The organism is Yimella radicis, from assembly GCF_054778255.1.
Window position 1 is genome coordinate 460,723 of sequence record NZ_BAAGZR010000025.1, and the last position, 15,262, is coordinate 475,984.

Sequence of the window (15,262 nt, forward strand, 5' to 3'; positions counted from 1 at the left end):
GGTAGTCCGACCGGTCAGCTACGGGTCTTTCCCTCACGCAGCATTTCGACCACCCATCCGTGCGAGCCGCAAGGGCCGGGTCACCTCGCCGATCGTCACTCGAATGGGCGCGCGCTTGCCGGCGCCGAGCTGTTCCACCTGCTCATCGGTGAGCACGATGGCTCCGGCCGGCCCCGCGGGTTCGAGGACGGTGCGCAGTCGCAGTTCGTTCATGTGGTCAAGCTTGCCCGAACCGGCGGACGTCGGCCGTCGATCGGGCGGACGGTCGCTTGTGGTCCGCGCGGCACGTCGCGTCGGGCGCGAGTTCGCGAACCCGCGCCCGACGCGAGAGACCACTCAGCCGCGCACCGGCTGAGGCAACTCGGTCACCCACTTCTCCTGCGGGCCGTTGGTGTCGAGGTACACCTCGCGACACGGGCCGTACGGCTCGAGACCGAGCGACGCGACGTGGGTGCCGAGTTCGGCCCACGCGTCACCGATGCCACTCATCGGGCCGACGTACGTCACGGTCACCGCCCGCTCGACAGCGTCGAGTTCACCGGTCTCGAACCCGTCGATCTCGGTGTCGAACCCAGCACCGAAATCGAGCCGCTCACCGTCCGCCCGATACCAGGCGTACGCGGGGTGTGCCGGCTGCCCCCCGGCTTCGATCTGTGCGGCAACCAACTCCTCGAACATCAGACCGATGACCGGCCCGATCTGGCTCCGATCGGCGACCGTCGCCGTCCGTTGGCTCAGCTCCAGTGCGGGCAATGACTTCTCGATGAACTCCATGACGGTGTTTCCTTCCATCAGACGCAGATGTCGCTCGACGTCGGCGAGGCGCCGGTGATCGGCATCGATCTGTTCGCGCAAAGCTGCCCGACGTCGGTCGAGGAGCTCGCGGAAGGTCTCGGTGTCGATCTGCCCCGCCAACATCGGTCCGATCTGCTCGAGCGTGAACCCGAGGTCCTTCAAGCCGATGAGGGCGTGGACGCGTTGCAGTTGCCTGGGCTCGTAGAAGCGGTAACCCGTGTGTGGGTCGACGCGAGCCGCGGACACCAGACCGAGGCGGTCGTAGTGCCTCAGCATCCGGACCGACACCCCGGCGAGCCGTGCGAAATCTCCGATACTCAACATGACGCCACCCACTCGACCGTCTGACACCGTGTCAGAGTCAACACCACGGCGCCTCTCGCCGACGGGAATCAGCCGGTGAGCGCCAAGAAGTCGACGACCACGTCCGTCATCGCCTCACGCGCCGGCGTCAGGCTTGCTTGGGACAGACGGCCAGGATCACGTCGCCCGCCGCGCGTTCTCGGGCTGACCGGCTTCCTGCATGTGCCCGAGCATCACGCCGGTCGAGTAGGCGAGCCGCTAGGCGAGTGAGTGCCGCGATCGAGACCACGTGACGCCAGCAAGAACCAAACCGAACGGCACCGTCGATCAGCGCTTCAACTCAGGCCCCGCGGCCAACCGGATCGGTCCCTTGGCCGCATCGAGGTCGACCGGCTCACCGCGCTGCTGGATCACGACGACCTTCTCGGACGCGAGCGTGCCGGCGACCTCGCGGGCCACCGGCATCAACTCACGCCAGTCGTCACCACCGGCGACCCGGGCCGCATCGCTGGGGCAGATCGTCTTTCCGTCACGATGCCGAAGCCGGACGCGCATCGACGCCGCCAAGCGCTCGCGGACGCCTTCGTCGCTCGCCTGCTCCCACCACGGTTCGCCGCGCTCACCGAGGGCCACCTTGGCGTCCTGGACGAACGGGCGCACCTCGTCCCCGCGCGTCCTGACCAGTCGACGAGCCCGCATCAGTTCGGCGACCAGTTCGGCCTTCAGCTTCTGCGGGATCGACGGATCGGTCGCCCGCCACCGCCGTCCGTCGACGATGATGTAGCGGCCGTCGTCCGACGTCTCAGCCCCAGACAAGTGCCTTGCCCGGGTCCTCCAGCAGAGCCGCGACATCCGCCAGGAAGCGCGAGCCGAGGTCGCCGTCGACCAGGCGGTGGTCGAAGGCCAACGACAACTGGGTAACCTGACGCGGCACGATCGTGTCCTTGCCGGACGCGTCGGTGACCACCCACGGCATCTTGCGCACCGCGCCGAAGCACAGGATCGCGGCCTCACCCGGATTGATGATCGGGGTGCCGTTGTCGACGCCGAAGACACCGACGTTGGTGATCGTGATCGAGCCACCGGACATGTCGGCCGGCGGTGTCTTGCCCTCGCGGGCGGTCTCGACCAGTGAGCCCATCGCTTCGGCGAGCTCGCGCAGGTTCATGCGGTCGGCGTCCTTGATGTTCGGCACGATCAAGCCACGCGGCGTGGACGCCGCGATCCCCAGGTTGACGTAGTGCTTGACCACGATCTCCTGGGCCGTTTCGTCCCAGCTCGCGTTGATCTCCGGGTTGCGCTTCACGGCTACGCACAGCGCCTTGGCGAGCACGAGCAACGGGGTGACCTTGACGCCCTTGAACTCACGGTCGGCTTTGAGGCGGTCGACGAGTTCCATCGTCCGGGTCATGTCGACGGTGATGAACTCGGTGACGTGCGGGGCGGTGAACGCCGACCCGGCCATCGCTTGGGCGGTCATCTTGCGGACGCCCTTGATCGGCGTACGGGTCTCCCGCTCAGCGCCGCCTCGGGTTTCGGCACTGGTCGCCGCTCCTACGTCGCTGCGTCCAGTCTCAACCAGCGAGGTGAGGTGTGCTTCCACCTCGGCGCGGGTGATGACGCCGTCCGGACGGGACGGGGTGATCGCGGACAGGTCGACCCCGTTGTCCTTGGCGAACTTGCGCACCGGCGGCTTGGCCAGCACCTTCCCGCGATTGTCCGCAGATCCGGCGACCTGGCCCGCGAGTTCTGCGGACTTCGGCTGGGGAGCGTCCGCAGATCCGGCGACCTGGCCCGCGAGTTCTGCGGACTTTCGGGAGGGTGGCGCCGGGGGCGCTGTGCGGCGGGCACGCCGCTGGGTCGAACCGGCGACCGCGCCGTAACCGACGAGGTTGGCCACGCGCTCCTCCTCGTCCTCCGTCGCGGCCGGCGAGTCGGGCGCAGCGCCCTGGACGGCGGTGTCGGCCGCCGGGGTGGACGACGGCGTCTCCGACTCTGCGCCCTCCACCTCGATCGACACGATCGGGCTGCCGACATCGACCGTCGCACCCTCCTCGACGAGCAGCTCGACGACGCTGCCGGCCCACGGAATCGGCAACTCCACCAACGATTTTGCGGTCTCGATCTCGACGACGACGTCATTGACCTTGACGGTGTCGCCCGGCTTGATCTTCCAGGTGACGACGTCCGCCTCGACGAGTCCTTCACCAGGGTCGGGCAGGTTGAACAGCTTCACACCCATGTCAGTGATCCCCTCAGTACGCCAGCGAGCGGTCGACGGCATCGAGGATGCGGTCGAGGTCGGGCAGGAAGTGTTCCTCGAAGCGGCTGGGCGGGTACGGCAGGTTGTATCCGCCGACCCGGAGCACAGGTGCCTCCAAGTGGTAGAAGCACTCCTGCTGGATCAGCGCGGCGAGTTCCGAGCCGAGTCCGAGGAAGGTGCTTGCCTCGTGCACCACGACGACGCGTCCGGTCTTCTTCGCCGAGGTGAAGATCGTCGCGCGGTCGAGCGGCGAGAGCGACCGAAGATCGATGACCTCGATCGAACGTCCCTCTGCCGCAGCGGCTTCCGCGGCCTGGCGGCAGGTCTTGACCATCGGTCCGTACGCGATGAGCGTCAGGTCGCTACCCTCCCGCGCCACTCGCGCGTCGTACAGACCGAGCGGTGCATCGGAGGACTCCTCCAGGTCGACCTCTGCACGCTCGTGGTAGCGGCGCTTGGGTTCGTAGAACAGCACCGGGTCGTCGGTCTGGATCGCCTGCTGGATCATCCAATAGGCGTCCGCCGGGTCGGAGCAGCTGACCACGCGCAGACCCGCGGTGTGAGCGAAATAGGCCTCGTTGGACTCCGAGTGGTGCTCGACAGCTCCGATGCCGCCGCCGAACGGAACCCGGATGACCATCGGCAGCTTCAGGTAGCCCAGCGACCGGTAGTGCATCTTGGAGACCTGGCTGATGATCTGGTCGAACGCCGGGTAGATGAACCCGTCGAACTGGATCTCCACCACCGGGCGGTAGCCGCGCATGGCCAGGCCGATCGCGGTGCCGACGATGCCGGACTCCGCGAGCGGGGTGTCGATCACGCGGTCCTCACCGAAGTCCTTCTGCAGACCCTCGGTGATCCGGAAGACGCCGCCGAGCTTGCCGACGTCCTCACCCATCAGGACGACCTTGGGGTCGTCCTCCATCGCCTTGCGCAGACCGGCGTTGATGCCCTTGGCGAGCGTCATCTTCTGCGTTGCCATGTCAGTTCGCCCCTCCCTCGACGAAGGAGGCTTGGTAGGCGACGAACTCCTCGCGCTCGGCGTCGACCACGGGGTGCGGTTCGGCGTAGACCTTGTCGAACATCGTCACCGGCTCCGGGTCGGGCATCTGCTGGCACTCGCGTCGGATGCGAGCGGCGAGTTCGTCGGCCTCGGCCTCGACCTGCTCGAAGAACGCCGGGTCGGCGTGGCCCTCGGTCTCCATGAACCCGCGCATGCGCTTGATCGGGTCCTTCTCACGCCAGATGTCGACCTCGGACGCGATGCGGTACTTGGTCGGGTCGTCGGACGTGGTGTGCGCACCCATGCGATAGGTGAACGCCTCGATCAGCGTCGGGCCCTGACCCGCGCGGGCGGCATCCATCGCGGCCTTCGACACCGCGTACACCGCGAGCACGTCGTTGCCGTCGACCCGCACGCCGGGGAAGCCGAAGCCGCGGGCGCGCTGGTAGGGCGGGATGCGGAACTGCTTGTAGTTGGGCTCGGAGATCGCCCACTGGTTGTTCTGCACGAAGAAGACCAGCGGCGCGTTCGCCACGCTGGCGAAGACCATCGCCTCGTTGTAGTCGCCCTGCGCGGTGCCGCCGTCGCCGGTGAAAGCCATCACAGCGGCGTCGGTGTCGGGGTCGCCGGTGCCGACGACGCCGTCGCGCTGCATGCCCATCGCATAACCGGTGGCGTGCAGCATCTGGTTGCCGATGACGATCGTGTAGAGGTGGAAGTTGTTCTCGTTGGAGTTCCATCCGCCGTGGTTGACACCGCGGAACATGCCGAGCAGGTTGACCGGGTCGACACCGCGACACCACGCGACTCCGTGTTCGCGGTAGCCGGGGAAGGCGTAGTCCTGCGGGCGCAGCGCGCGACCCGCGCCGACCTGTGCGGCTTCCTGGCCGAGCAGCGAGGGCCACAGGCCCAGCTCGCCCTGCCGCTGCAAGGCGTGACCCTCGGCGTCCATCCGGCGCACCAGCACGAGGTCGCGGTACATCGACCGGGCGTCCTCGGGGGTCATCTCCTCGACGATGCGCGCGTACGGCGCGTTGGCCTCGGTGGTCTCCAGCCGGTTGCCGTCACCGTCGACGAACTGGACCATCTCGGGCCCGCCGTCGGTGATGTCGTGCTCCACACTGGGCTGCACCGAAGTCTCGTGGTGCATCGTGTGCCGCAGGTCGGAGGGCATACCGCCCTGGCGCACCTCGGGTGGGTCGGACATGCCACTCCTCGTGGGTCTCACTGCCGGCGTACGGGGGTAACCGCTCGGCCGACTTCGGACGTTGTCGGCTATGACTCAGGTCACATCACAGCCACCGTCGAGGCTACTGCCCGGGGCCTGTGCGGCGCGAATCAGCCCCTCGTCCGCGGCCTCTCGAGCCGCGCAGGTCGGCGAGCAGCGGAGGCGCGCACAGCAGCAACGTCAGCAGGGCACCCGGCACCAGCGCGCGATACCCGACGGCGAGGAAGCCGCCGGCGCCGAGCACCCCGCCCAGGAAGAAGCTCAGGACGGTGGTCGCGTGCATCCGCAACCGGCCGAGGTCGGCGCGCACCGGGTCGGGGTCGCCGGGGCGTCGCCGGTAGATCGCCTTGCCGAGTTCGATGCCGATGTCGGTGACCATTCCGGTGACGTGGGTGGTACGGATCTGCGCACCCGAGATCTTGGTGATGACCGCGTTCTGCAGGCCCATCGTGAAGCACAGCACCGCGACGTTCACGGCCACCGGCGCCTCGAGCGACTCGGCGCTCACCCCGAACGCCAGCACCAGCAGCGCCTCGAACGCCAGCACGATCGCATACCGCCCGGCCATCTCGCGCCGCCGCGCCCAGTTGAACAGCAGCGCGCAACTGCCCGCGCCGGCGATGAAGCAGGCGAGCGCCGTCGCCCCGATGCCGAGCGCGCGCAGGCCGTGCAGCACGAGGTCGTCGGCGAGGTGCGCGATCACCCCGGTCATGTGCGAGGTGTACTGCGCGACCGCGACGAAGCCGACCGAGTTGAGCACCCCGGCCAGCAGCGCGAGGAAGTAGGCGAGGTGCCGGTTGGCCCGAGGTGTGCGGTCGGGGCCGACGGCGTCCCACCAGTAGCGCCCGGCTCGGGCGCGCACCGGGCGGACGACGGAACTCACCCGCACATGTTCCCAGGGCGACCACGGCAGACGCACGAGGTATCGAGATCCGCGCGGGTCATGACGCGAGCGGACCTGGAACAACCCGCGCAGCTGTGGTACCTCAGCGGTTGCGGAAGTCCCGGCACACCTCGATCAGCCGGTCGTTGGCCTCGACCTCACCGATCGAGCAGCGCACGCCGTCGCCGTCGAACGGCCGCACCACCAGACCCTCCTGGTCAGCGGCGGCCGCGAATGCGAGCGCGTCGTCGCCGAGCGGCAGCCAGACGAAGTTGGCCTGGCTCTCCGGGATCTCCCACCCCTGCTCGGCGAGCGCGTCGGCGACCCGCGAGCGTTCGGTCATCAGCGCGTCGACCCGCTCCTGCAGTTCGTCGTAGGCCTCCAGGCTGGCCACCGCCGCGAGCTGCGCGAGGTCGGAGACCCCGAAGGGCAGGGCCGCCTTGCGCAGCGCCTCGGCCACAGGCTCGTGTGCGATGCAGTAGCCGACGCGCAGTCCGGCGAGGCCGTACGCCTTGGAGAAGGTGCGCAGCACGCACACGTTCGGGTGGTCGCGGTGGATCGCGAGCGCGTCGATCTGGTGATCGGGCTCGACGAACTCCAGGTATGCCTCGTCAATGACGACCAGGACGTCCGAGGGCACCTTGGCCAGGAAGCCACGCAGTTCGTCCTCGGTGACACTCGGACCCGTCGGGTTGTTCGGGGTGCAGACGATCACCAGGCGGGTGCGGTCGGTGATCGCGTCCGCCATCGCGTCCAGGTCGTGGCGTGCCTGCGAATCCAGCGGGACCTGAACCGATTTCGCGCCCGCGAGCGCTGCGACGATCGGGTAGGCCTCGAACGAGCGCCACGCGTAGACCATCTCGTCGCCCGGGTTGCAGGTGATCTGCACCAACGAGCCGAGGACGCCGACACTGCCGGTGCCGGTCGCGATCTCGTCCGGCGTGACTCCCCAGCGGGCGGCGAGCGCTTCGGTGAGTTCACGCACGCTCATGTCGGGGTAGCGGTTCATCCGGCCGGCCGCGTCCTGCACGGTCTCCAGCACCGACGGCAGCGGCGGGTACGGGTTCTCGTTGGAGGAGATCTTGTAGGTCACCAGGTCCTCCCGCGGCGGCGCCGGCTTGCCGGCCTTGTAGGCGGGAACGGCGGCGAGGGTGTCGCGCAGACGGACGTCGGGCTGAGTGTCGCTCATGCGAGCAAATCTACGACCCGGTGTGACCGGCGTCTCAACCAGTCGGTTTCTGCAGCGCCGCCTGCGACGATGGAGGCATGAAGAACTTCCTGATCCGCCTCGTCGTCAACGCCATCGCGCTCTGGCTGGCTGCCGCGGCACTGTCCGGCATCCATCTCGCCGACGGTTCGTCGCAGACCTCCGACAAGATCAAGACCGTTCTACTCGTCGCGCTCGTCTTCGGTGTGGTCAACGCACTGCTGAAGCCGATCGCCACGTTCTTCTCTTTCCCGTTGCTGCTCGTGACGCTCGGGCTGTTCATGATCATCGTCAACGCGGCGATGTTGCAGCTGACCTCGTGGCTGGCCGGAAAGTTCGATCTCGCCTTCCACGTCGACCACTTCTTCTGGGACGCCGTGATCGGTGCGCTGATCATCTCCGTCCTCGGGTTCGTCGCGAACGTGATCCTGCCCGACAAGCACGAGATCAACCGCTGACCCTGACTCGAGTGTCAGAAGGGATGCGTCGCAGTCGACACATCCCTTCTGACACTGGCGGGTTCGTCAGACGCGCGGGCGTCCGTCCTCGAGGTAGACCGGCACGTCGGCGGCGAGGGCTTGTTCGATGACCCGGACGGTGTACTCGGCGACGTGTTCGCCCAGATCGGCCGGGTCGACCCAATGCACGGCCTTGATCTCGCGCGGCTGCAGCGAGTGCGGCGGACGGTCCAACTCGACGTCGAAAACGAAGAGGGTCGCGTCGTCCCAGCCGCGCCACGGCGGCAGCCAACTGACGGCGGCCAGCCCGCGGACGGTGGCCTCGACATCGAGTTCTTCACGCAGTTCGCGCACGACGGCGGTCGCCGGTGACTCGTGCGGGTCGACGACTCCGCCGGGGAGGTCCCAGAACCGTTTGTAGACCAACTCGCACAACAGGATTCGTCCCTCGTCGTCGCGAACGATTGCCTGAGCGATGCAGCGTTTGGTCGGCAGGCTGGAGTTGAGGACGGCAGTGAACGTCGACCGGTCGGCCAGCGGCGGGTCGGTGGCCACCCGGGCGAACTGCACCAAGTCGGCCTGCTCGACGCCGCCCCCGCGAACGACACCTTCCTTGCGCAGTCCGGCCCGCGCCGCGATCCGCAGATCGTGCTTGGCATCGGCGGGTAGTCGGCCCTGCACCCGGTGGACGCCGAGCTCACCGAACGCGTACTCGATCATCGCGTCCAGGCCGCGGACGGCCAGCCGCTCGTCGACGTCCTCCAGAAAGTTCCAGGTGAGCCCGCCGTCCGGGTGGACAGCCGCTCGGCCGATCACCGACCCAGCCGAGACGATCTCGTACTCGGAGCCGTCGGGTCGGATCGTCACGTCATCGCTCACGATCCGACGCTAACCCAATCCGCCGCGCGGAATCAGACGTGGCGGCGAGCGGTGATCACCCGGAAGCGCCCGGCCACGAACGCGCTGTCGGCGTACGCGGCGTTGGCGGCCGGGTTGGCACCGGTGCCGTGGTAGTCGCTGAATGCGGCGGTCTGGTTGACGAAGACCTGACCGAGCAGGTTCTCCGAGAGCGCCACACCGGCGTCCATTGCGGCGTCCCGCGCCTTGTCGAGCACGGCCTCGTCGGTCGAGTACACGGAAGCGGTCATCGCGCCGTGCTTGCGGACGCTGTCGCGGAAGGTCGACAGCGACTGGTCGGTGCCGTCGGTGCCGATGAGGAAGGTCACCGGACCGAACTGCTCGGTGGTGTACGCGCCCTGCGCCTCCACACCCACACCGATCAAGCCCGGAGTCCGGACCACGGCGTCCGGGTACTTCGGGTGCGTGACCTGGCGGGTGTCGGCGACGACGCAGCCGCCGGCGTCCGAGGCGATCTTGTCGAGCGATCCGGCTCGGGCGCGGACGTCGTCGTTGACCGTTGCGCCGAGAATCTCGACCGCCTTCTCGTCCTCACCGGTGAGCTTGCCGATCGCGCCGCCGAGCTTGGCACCGAACTCCTCGAACGACAGGTGGCCCTCGTCGGTGTCGATGCCGTCTTTGGGCAGGTAGATGTTCTGCGGGGTGGTGCACATCTGCCCGGAGTAGAGGCTGAGCGAGAACGCGAGGTTGCCCAGCATCGCCCGGACGTTGTCGGTGGAGTCGACCACGACCGTGTTGACGCCGGCCTTCTCGGTATAAACCTGCTGCCCACGGGCCGCGCCCTCACGTTCGAGCCAGGCACCGAAAGTCGGGCCGCCGGTGTAGTCGATGATCTTGACCTCATCGCGCTCGGCGAGCGTCTTGGCCAGGCCTTCGCCATCAGCTTCGGGGGCGAGCTGAACGAGTTTGGGGTCGAAACCGTTGTCGCTCAACGTTTGCTGCAGCGTCTCGACGGTGATGGCGAGCGGCAGGATCGCGCGGGGGTGCGGCTTGATGACGACCGCGTTGCCGGTGGCGAGCGAGGCGAAGATACCCGGGTAGGCGTTCCAGGTCGGGAAGGTGTTGCAGCCGACGACGAGGGCGACCCCGCGCGGCACGATGCGGTAGTCCTTCTGCATCCGCAGCGGTTCGCCCTTGCCCGGCTTCTCCCAGGTGACGCTCTCGGGGACGCGTGACTGCTCGGCGTACGCCGCGGCGACGGCCTCGAGGCCGCGGTCCTGGGCCTGCGGTCCGCCCGCCTGGAAGGCCATCACGAACGGCTGGCCGGACGTGTGGTGCACCGCGTTGCCGATCTCGAACGACTGCTTGTTCAACGCGTCCAGTGCCTCGATCAGCACCAGCGCACGCCTGCGCGGGCCGGCATCGCGCCAGGCCGGGATCGCGTCGGTCGCTGCCGCCATGGCCGCGTCGACGTCGAGGTGTGGGTAGGCGACACCGAGCGTCGGGCCGTAGGGCGAGACCTCGTCGCCGACGGTGGTGTCGTCGAAGGCGCCCTGAAGGCCCTCGAACGGCTTGCCGAGGCGGCCTTCGTAGGCGGAAAGTCCTTCTGCGGCAGCGGTTTCGCCGTACACACGCGGCGAGGGCGATTCGGGGTAACGCGAGAAGTAGGTGCGCCCGGCCAGCGCCGCGAGCGCGTCGTCGAGCACCGAATCGAACTCGGAGCCGGTGGGGGTCTCGGCGGATGCGGTGGTCTGGTCTGCAGCAGTCACCGTCTCATCGTAACGGCCGACGTGTTACAGATCACATGCAGTTATGCAACCATGCGTCACATGGCCACGGATGAAGTCGGAGCTGACCTCGAACACGTCCACCGCATGTGGCGCGAGGACCGCGCCTCCTCCCGCCTGGGCATTCGGTTGATCGATGTCGGGGTCACCGACGGACTCGGTCACGCCGAAACCACGATGACGATCGGCGCCGATCAGGTGAACGGGCACGACATCGCGCACGGCGGCTACCTGTTCACGCTGGCCGACTCGACGTTCGCACTTGCGTGCAACGCGTCCGGGCAACTCACCGTGGCCTCCGGAGCAGACGTGACCTTCGTGACCAGCGCTCACCTCGGTGACGAATTGCGTTGTGTGGCAACCGAACGCGCACGGTTCGGACGTAGCGGACTCACCGACGTCACGATCACCCGTGAATCAGACGGCCCTCTGATCGCGGAGTTCCGCGGACGATCGCGCAGCCTGCCGGCAAGCACTACCGAGGAGAAGTCATGAGCCTGCCCGCCATCGATGACAGCCCGCGAAGATTGCGCCCCGGACTGCGTGATGTGTGGACTCACCCACCACCGCTGGTTGAGCCGTACGGATGAGGAACGAATCCGTACGCGCCGAAACCAACGCGAGATCCGCTGGAACGCAACCACATTCAACCCGGCTCCGCGTATCGCGTCACCATGGTCTCGATCGCGGCACTCGCCCAGGGGCTCGCACCCACTCGACCAGCGTGCCGCTCAGCGCAGGATGGGGCGCAGGCGCTTGAGGTCGTCCAGGAACTTGTCGACTGCGAGCGCCTCGTAACCCGCGCGACCGGCGCGGGGCGGGTAGAAGCGCACCGAGTCGATGTCGGGCATCTCTTCCCCCTTGGTCATCGCGATGAGCACCCGGTCGAGGAAGGAGTCGACCTCGTCCTCGGCGTAGCCGCGCTTGCCACGGGCCGGCCGGAAGTTCGATTCACGCACCCAGTCGAGTTGCTGCGGAGTCCAGTACGGACGCTGCGGCACGGCAGCCGCCATCGCTTCGGCAGGGGCGCGCTTCGGGGCCGCCAACTCGGTCTGCCAATCAGCAATGTGGCCGAACAATGCCTCGACGGCGGCCGGTGCATAGCCCTGCTTGAGCGGCGAGCGACGCAGTCCGGACGTCGGCGCAGAGGGCACCTCGCGGCCGGCGCGCATCAGGGCGACGACGTGCTGCAGATAGCGGTCGACATCGTCGCAGTTGTAGCCGCCACGCTGTTTCGACAACGGGGCGCGTCGCACGGTGGCGACGTGCTCCCGGGTCCACGGCACGGAATTCACCGGTCCATAGTGTCAGGACGTCCGAGCCGACGGGGACGGTACCGGCACGCAACAGAACGCCGGTCAGAGGTCGTCCCCGAACCGATCGGGGACGACGGAAAGTAGGGTGCGCTCATGCATGTTCTCGTCGCCGGTGGGGCCGGCTTCATCGGTTCGCACACGGTCGTCCAGCTCAAGCAGGCCGGGCACGACGTGACCGTTGTCGACGATTTCGACAACAGCAAGGCGAGCGCCGTGGCACGAGTCGAGCAGCTTGTCGGCGGCCACATCCCGCTGCACGCGTTCGACCTGTGCGACCCCGACAAGACCGAGGCGCTGTTCGCGGCCGAGCGGTTCGACGCGGTGATCCACTTCGCCGGGCACAAGGCCGTCGGCGAGAGTGTCGAGAAGCCGCTGCAGTACTACCGCAACAACCTGGACAGCACGTTCAGTCTGCTGCGCGCAATGGCGACGCACGGCGTCCACCGCCTGGTGTTCTCGTCCTCGGCGACGGTGTACGGCGATGAGTCCCCGCAGCCGTCCCAGGAGGACTACCGACCACTGCAGTCGTCCAACCCGTACGGCTGGACGAAGGTGATGAACGAGCAGATCATCGGCGACGTCGCCCGTGCGACACCCGGCATGCGGGTCGCGCTGCTGCGCTATTTCAACCCGGTCGGCGCGCACCCGTCCGGCACGATCGGCGAGGACCCGCAGGGCATCCCGAACAACTTGATGCCGTTCATCTCCCAGGTCGCGGTCGGACGCCGGGAGAAGCTGACCGTGTTCGGTGACGACTACGACACCGCCGACGGCACCTGCGAGCGCGACTACATCCACGTGGAAGACCTCGCGGCCGGGCACCTCGCCGCACTGGAGCACATCGACGCGATGGCCGAACCGGTACGCGCGTTCAACCTGGGCACCGGCGTGCCGACGTCCGTGTTGGCCATGATCAACGCGTTCCGCACGGCCACCGGAGTCGAGATCCCGTACGAGATCGGACCTCGCCGCACCGGTGATCTGCCGGTGACGTACGCCGATCCGACCCGCGCATTGCACGAACTCGGCTGGCGCACAACGAAGTCCATCGAGGACATGTGTGCCGACACCTGGCGTTGGCAGTCGGCGAATCCTCAGGGCTTCCCCGGCTGACGGTCTGCACCAGGAACCATCTACCCGCTCGAGCCCGTCTAGGCTCCCGGCAGGACTCAATCGACCAGGAGCAGGGGACATGGCGCACAAGTGGGGGACGCGGGCGTTGACCGCGACGACGGTGGTCACGTTGGCGGCGACGCTGGCGGGTTGCAACGGCGACAGCGAAGGCTCGAAGAACACCGGTTCGTCGACCACGACCACGACATCGGCGAACGGCGGCGGCGGCGATACGAAGGCTGCCGGCGACGGCAAGCTCTCCCCCACCGGCGCCGACCTCAGCAAGTACACCGCCCAGCAGATGCAGTGGAGCAAGGACACCTGCACCGACGACGTGAAGGAACTCAAGTCCTTCAGTCTGCGTGACCTGGCCCCGGTCAACGACCGCAGCGAATGCGCCAAGATCAAGGTGCCGAAGGACTACGGCGACCCTGGCAAGGGCGAGATCGAGGTGATGGTCACCCGCACCAAGCCGGCCAAGGGCGAGAACCACCGCGTCCTGATGACCAATCCCGGCGGCCCCGGCGGACCGGCCGGTGCCTTCTCGGTGATCACCGCGGCACTGTCCCCGCTCGGCGAGAGCCACGTGGTCATCGGCATCGACCCGCGCGGCGTCGGCGGCGGGACGCGGCTGACCTGCAAGTCGTACTCCCCGCGCGGTGTCACCGACTACCGCAACCTGTCCGACTCCGACATCTCGGCCCTGCAGACCGCCGCGAAGAAGACCGTGGACGAGTGCGCGCGTGAGAACGGTGATCTGCTGCCGTACATCACCACGGCCAACACTGCGCGTGACCACGAACTCGTCCGCCAGTTGTTGAAGGTCGAGACCGTCGACTACTACGGCGTGAGCGCCGGCACCTGGCTCGGGGCGTACTACTCGACGCTGTTCCCCAAGCAGGTCGGACGCTTCGTGCTGGACAGCAACACCGAGTTCACCGGCACACTGCAGTCGAGCTGGGCCACCCAGCCGATGTCGTTCCAGCGCCGTTTCAAGGATCAGCTGCTGCCGTGGCTGGCCCGCCAGAACACCACCTACAACCTCGGCTCGACCCCGGACGACGTCAACGCCGCCTACGAGGACATCCGCAAGGCTGCGGGCGAGGGCAAGCTCGGCCAGTTCGAGCCGATGATCATCGACAACATCGTCGCCCAGACGCTGTACAGCGACCGTGGTTTCCAGAGCTCCGGTGCGCTACTGGCGCTGCTGAAGCAGGCGATGAACGGTGACGCGGAGGCGCTGCGCACCGCCGAGGGCGCTGCCGGCAGCGGCCGCACCAAGAAGGACATCGACGACTCCCGCAACCAGAACACCGTGTTCATGGCGATCCGCTGCAACGACACCTCGTGGAACAAGGACGAGAAGTCGTACGTCGACCGTGCCAAGCAGGACGGCCAGAAGTACCCGCTCGTCGGCTACTTCGACACGGCGAACGAGTGCGCGTACTGGCCCTACAAAGCACAGGACATGAAGGTCGACACCTCGAAGGCGCCGCAGATGCTGCTGGTGCAGACCGAGAACGACCCGGCGACCGCGTACGAAGGCGGGCTGAAGGCGCACAAGGCGTCCAAGAACACCCGCTTCCTCGCGGTCAACGACCAGGGCAACCACGGTGCCGTGCTGGGTAGCGGCAACCTGTGCGTCGAGCAGCAGACCTACGGCTTCCTGCAGAACGGCAAGCTGATCGACAAGGACTCGGTCTGCCCCGGCATCGCGCTGCCGAAGGACAAGGAAGTGCACAAGGTCGGCTTCGACCCCGAGGGCGAGAAGCTGGCGATGCCGGTCGACCCGACGCCGCAATGGAAGAAGGCGCTGCTCGCCGTCCTCGGAGCGGTCCTGGACGAGTTGCTGACGCCGAAGAACACCGCGCCGCGCGACTGACCGTCCCGGCGAGGGCACTCCTAATGCATCAGGGCACTCCGTGTCATGACGCGTCACTTCTGGGACACATGAATGTCGTCACTTCCGGGACACTGTGCCGGGCTTGTACCGGGGGACGGTCGTGAAGTGCTTGGTGGGTGGCGGCCAGGCGACGGTAGCGATGAGG

At 67.6% G+C, this 15,262-nt stretch carries 15 protein-coding genes; 4 read left to right on the top strand and 11 right to left on the bottom strand.

Annotated features, from left to right (window positions below):
• Positions 1-33 precede the first annotated feature (33 nt).
• The 8 genes from ACYU8W_RS15275 to hisC form a co-directional block, all read right to left on the bottom strand.
• On the bottom strand, positions 34-213 hold the full coding sequence (locus ACYU8W_RS15275) for a DUF1905 domain-containing protein (RefSeq protein WP_129624354.1): 180 nt from the start codon (positions 211-213) through the stop codon (positions 34-36).
• Positions 214-336: 123 nt separating this feature from the next.
• Positions 337-1,119, bottom strand: coding sequence for a MerR family transcriptional regulator (locus ACYU8W_RS15280; protein ID WP_499470369.1), 783 nt, complete (start codon positions 1,117-1,119; stop codon positions 337-339).
• Between the two features lie 306 nt (positions 1,120-1,425).
• Positions 1,426-1,914 (bottom strand): DUF3253 domain-containing protein, encoded by a 489-nt coding sequence (locus ACYU8W_RS15285; protein ID WP_499470371.1) that lies wholly within the window; start codon positions 1,912-1,914, stop codon positions 1,426-1,428.
• Entirely contained in the window at positions 1,901-3,340 is a 1,440-nt protein-coding gene (locus ACYU8W_RS15290; RefSeq protein WP_499470373.1) for a dihydrolipoamide acetyltransferase family protein, read from the bottom strand. Before ACYU8W_RS15290 ends, ACYU8W_RS15285 begins: the two co-directional genes overlap by 14 nt.
• A gap of 13 nt (positions 3,341-3,353) precedes the next feature.
• Positions 3,354-4,343, bottom strand: a complete 990-nt coding sequence (locus ACYU8W_RS15295) for an alpha-ketoacid dehydrogenase subunit beta (RefSeq protein ID WP_499470375.1) — start codon at positions 4,341-4,343, stop codon at positions 3,354-3,356.
• A 1-nt stretch (position 4,344) separates the two neighbouring features.
• On the bottom strand, positions 4,345-5,571 hold the full coding sequence (gene pdhA, locus ACYU8W_RS15300) for a pyruvate dehydrogenase (acetyl-transferring) E1 component subunit alpha (RefSeq protein ID WP_499470376.1): 1,227 nt from the start codon (positions 5,569-5,571) through the stop codon (positions 4,345-4,347).
• A 103-nt stretch (positions 5,572-5,674) separates the two neighbouring features.
• Positions 5,675-6,475 carry a YoaK family protein gene (locus ACYU8W_RS15305; RefSeq protein ID WP_499470378.1) on the bottom strand — a complete coding sequence of 267 codons (801 nt, stop codon included), beginning with the start codon at positions 6,473-6,475 and terminating at the stop codon, positions 5,675-5,677.
• A 103-nt stretch (positions 6,476-6,578) separates the two neighbouring features.
• Positions 6,579-7,664: a histidinol-phosphate transaminase gene (gene hisC / locus ACYU8W_RS15310; RefSeq protein WP_499470380.1), complete on the bottom strand. Its 1,086-nt coding sequence runs from the start codon at positions 7,662-7,664 to the stop codon at positions 6,579-6,581.
• Positions 7,665-7,741: 77 nt separating this feature from the next.
• Between hisC and ACYU8W_RS15315 the strand changes: the two genes are divergently transcribed.
• Positions 7,742-8,140: a phage holin family protein gene (locus tag ACYU8W_RS15315; protein WP_499470381.1), complete on the top strand. Its 399-nt coding sequence runs from the start codon at positions 7,742-7,744 to the stop codon at positions 8,138-8,140.
• A gap of 66 nt (positions 8,141-8,206) precedes the next feature.
• Here ACYU8W_RS15315 and ACYU8W_RS15320 read toward each other — a convergent pair whose 3' ends face one another.
• On the bottom strand, positions 8,207-9,019 hold the full coding sequence (locus ACYU8W_RS15320; protein ID WP_239702606.1) for an NUDIX hydrolase: 813 nt from the start codon (positions 9,017-9,019) through the stop codon (positions 8,207-8,209).
• A gap of 32 nt (positions 9,020-9,051) precedes the next feature.
• Positions 9,052-10,767 (bottom strand): phenylacetic acid degradation protein PaaN, encoded by a 1,716-nt coding sequence (paaN, locus tag ACYU8W_RS15325; protein ID WP_499470383.1) that lies wholly within the window; start codon positions 10,765-10,767, stop codon positions 9,052-9,054.
• Positions 10,768-10,827: 60 nt separating this feature from the next.
• Between paaN and ACYU8W_RS15330 the strand changes: the two genes are divergently transcribed.
• Positions 10,828-11,280, top strand: coding sequence for a hotdog fold thioesterase (locus tag ACYU8W_RS15330; RefSeq protein WP_499470385.1), 453 nt, complete (start codon positions 10,828-10,830; stop codon positions 11,278-11,280).
• A gap of 236 nt (positions 11,281-11,516) precedes the next feature.
• Here ACYU8W_RS15330 and ACYU8W_RS15335 read toward each other — a convergent pair whose 3' ends face one another.
• Positions 11,517-12,080 (bottom strand): DivIVA domain-containing protein, encoded by a 564-nt coding sequence (locus ACYU8W_RS15335; RefSeq protein ID WP_499470387.1) that lies wholly within the window; start codon positions 12,078-12,080, stop codon positions 11,517-11,519.
• 114 nt (positions 12,081-12,194) lie between these two features.
• Between ACYU8W_RS15335 and galE the strand changes: the two genes are divergently transcribed.
• Together galE and ACYU8W_RS15345 are read left to right on the top strand one after the other, a co-directional pair.
• Entirely contained in the window at positions 12,195-13,214 is a 1,020-nt protein-coding gene (galE, locus tag ACYU8W_RS15340; protein ID WP_499470389.1) for a UDP-glucose 4-epimerase GalE, read from the top strand.
• Positions 13,215-13,293: 79 nt separating this feature from the next.
• Positions 13,294-15,096: an alpha/beta hydrolase gene (locus ACYU8W_RS15345; RefSeq protein ID WP_499470391.1), complete on the top strand. Its 1,803-nt coding sequence runs from the start codon at positions 13,294-13,296 to the stop codon at positions 15,094-15,096.
• Positions 15,097-15,262 lie beyond the last annotated feature (166 nt).

Coding starts and splice junctions, on each gene's coding strand:
- ACYU8W_RS15275 (WP_129624354.1), bottom strand. CDS start 213: ATGAACGAACTGCGACTGCGCACCGTCCTCGAACCCGCGGGGCCGGCC.
- ACYU8W_RS15280 (WP_499470369.1), bottom strand. CDS start 1,119: ATGTTGAGTATCGGAGATTTCGCACGGCTCGCCGGGGTGTCGGTCCGG.
- ACYU8W_RS15290 (WP_499470373.1), bottom strand. CDS start 3,340: ATGGGTGTGAAGCTGTTCAACCTGCCCGACCCTGGTGAAGGACTCGTC.
- ACYU8W_RS15295 (WP_499470375.1), bottom strand. CDS start 4,343: ATGGCAACGCAGAAGATGACGCTCGCCAAGGGCATCAACGCCGGTCTG.
- pdhA (WP_499470376.1), bottom strand. CDS start 5,571: ATGTCCGACCCACCCGAGGTGCGCCAGGGCGGTATGCCCTCCGACCTG.
- hisC (WP_499470380.1), bottom strand. CDS start 7,664: ATGAGCGACACTCAGCCCGACGTCCGTCTGCGCGACACCCTCGCCGCC.
- ACYU8W_RS15315 (WP_499470381.1), top strand. CDS start 7,742: ATGAAGAACTTCCTGATCCGCCTCGTCGTCAACGCCATCGCGCTCTGG.
- ACYU8W_RS15330 (WP_499470385.1), top strand. CDS start 10,828: ATGGCCACGGATGAAGTCGGAGCTGACCTCGAACACGTCCACCGCATG.
- galE (WP_499470389.1), top strand. CDS start 12,195: ATGCATGTTCTCGTCGCCGGTGGGGCCGGCTTCATCGGTTCGCACACG.
- ACYU8W_RS15345 (WP_499470391.1), top strand. CDS start 13,294: ATGGCGCACAAGTGGGGGACGCGGGCGTTGACCGCGACGACGGTGGTC.